Origin of the sequence: Pelagibius sp. Alg239-R121 (genome assembly GCF_947331435.1) — a bacterium.
Classification (GTDB): domain Bacteria; phylum Pseudomonadota; class Alphaproteobacteria; order Kiloniellales; family Kiloniellaceae; genus Denitrobaculum.
The window spans coordinates 1-1,524 of sequence record NZ_CAMZOF010000041.1; the positions used below are offsets into that span (position 1 = coordinate 1).

Genomic DNA, 1,524 nt, shown 5'->3' on the forward strand with positions numbered 1-1,524 from the left:
GGCCGATTTTGATGAAAAAGTCTTATTTCTAAATGGCGTTTCTATCGAGTTGATCGGGCTCATCCCTCAGATCATGCTGGTTGCGGGATAAGCTTGGCTAGCTTGCGGAGGTTTTGGGCTGTAGCTGCGAGATGGAATTCGTCTTTTGCTCCGTTTGGTCCTCTTAGTCGCAGTCGGTCCAGCTTCATAATGCGCTTGAGGTGAGCGAAGAGCATTTCGACTTTCTTGCGCCTTCGTTGCGCGTCCATATAAGCATCAGTTTGAGATAATTCCCGAGCCAGATCCCGTGCGCCTTCATAGATATGTCTTGTGATTTTACGTGTCGTGTCTCTCGGCGTGCACTGAGGTTTAAGAGGACAAGGTTCGCAGTCCATTTTGCGCGCGTAGTAGCGTATAAATCCTTCTTTGGTGACACCTGATCTAGGCGTCTTCATCTTGCGCCAAGACTTCTTTAGCGGTTTACCAGCTGGGCAGGTGTATTCGTTGGCTTGATGATTGAACGCGAAGTCTGAACTGGAGAAGGTACCGTCTTTTCTTTTAGACTTATCGAACACAGGGATATAAGGCAGAATGCCTTCCTCATGAACCAACCAGTTCAAGTTCTCCGCTGTGCCATAAGCTGTGTCGGCAGCCAGTATCTCAGGGTAGAGGCCAAATTTACTGCGTGTCCGTTGGATCATTTTCCGTGTCGCGCCAACTTCAGCCTGACGAATGGCACGACTTGCTTCAACATCTACGATGATCGCATTGTCTGTATCGATCAGGTAGTTGTTGGCATAAGCGAAGAATGCTGGGCCTTTCATGGCCCCAGTCCACTGTGATGCCGGGTCGCTGTGAGAGGTGAACTTAGGCTGAACTACACTGGCGGCCCCGAATGCCGCATCATCCAGAGTGTCCAGATATTCCTTCACAGCTCTCGGAGCGTCTTCTGGGTTGAGCGATGTAGTATCCCATTCTTCTTTCGGGGTTGAGTTCTGCTTGTTCGCGTCAGCTCGAATGATGCTGGCATCTGTTGCAAAGATATCGCCTCCAACAACGCCCTCTTTGATACAGCGATCAACAACGATTTCGAATAGATGTCTGAACAAATCGCTCTCACGAAAGCGACCGTGCCGGTTCTTGGAAAATGTCGACTGGTCAGGAACAGGGTCATTCAGATCAAGGCGGCAGAACCATCGATAGGCAAGGTTTACGTGAACTTCATCACATAGCCGCCGCTCGGATCGAATACCCATGATGTAGCCGATAAGAAGCATCCTGATCATAAGCTCTGGATCAATCGATGGTCGGCCAATGTCGCTGTAGAATGGAGCTAAAAAAGCACGAATGCCAAACAGATCAACAAACCGATCTACCGACCGCAGCAAGTGGTTCGAAGGAACGTGATCCTCGAGGTTGAACTCATAGAATAAAGCCGACTGAAATTCCTGAGCGGGTCCCAGCATCGCATCAATCTCCCAAATCAATGGGAAAATTGAATCAGAACTACAACTCTACTTCAACCGCGCCTTTTTCATCAAAATC

Annotated in this window: 1 protein-coding gene; it reads right to left on the reverse strand. The window is 49.1% G+C overall.

What is annotated here, in order from left to right:
- Nucleotides 1–71: 71 nt before the first annotated feature.
- The gene (locus QMZ18_RS36860; protein ID WP_282611434.1) at nucleotides 72–1,445 is read right to left on the reverse strand and encodes an IS1182 family transposase; all 1,374 of its coding nucleotides are present in this window, start codon (nucleotides 1,443–1,445) and stop codon (nucleotides 72–74) included.
- Nucleotides 1,446–1,524 lie beyond the last annotated feature (79 nt).

What these genes read in the sequence shown, in the direction of transcription:
- QMZ18_RS36860 (WP_282611434.1), bottom strand. Translation starts at nt 1,445, where the DNA reads ATGCTGGGACCCGCTCAGGAATTTCAGTCGGCTTTATTCTATGAGTTC.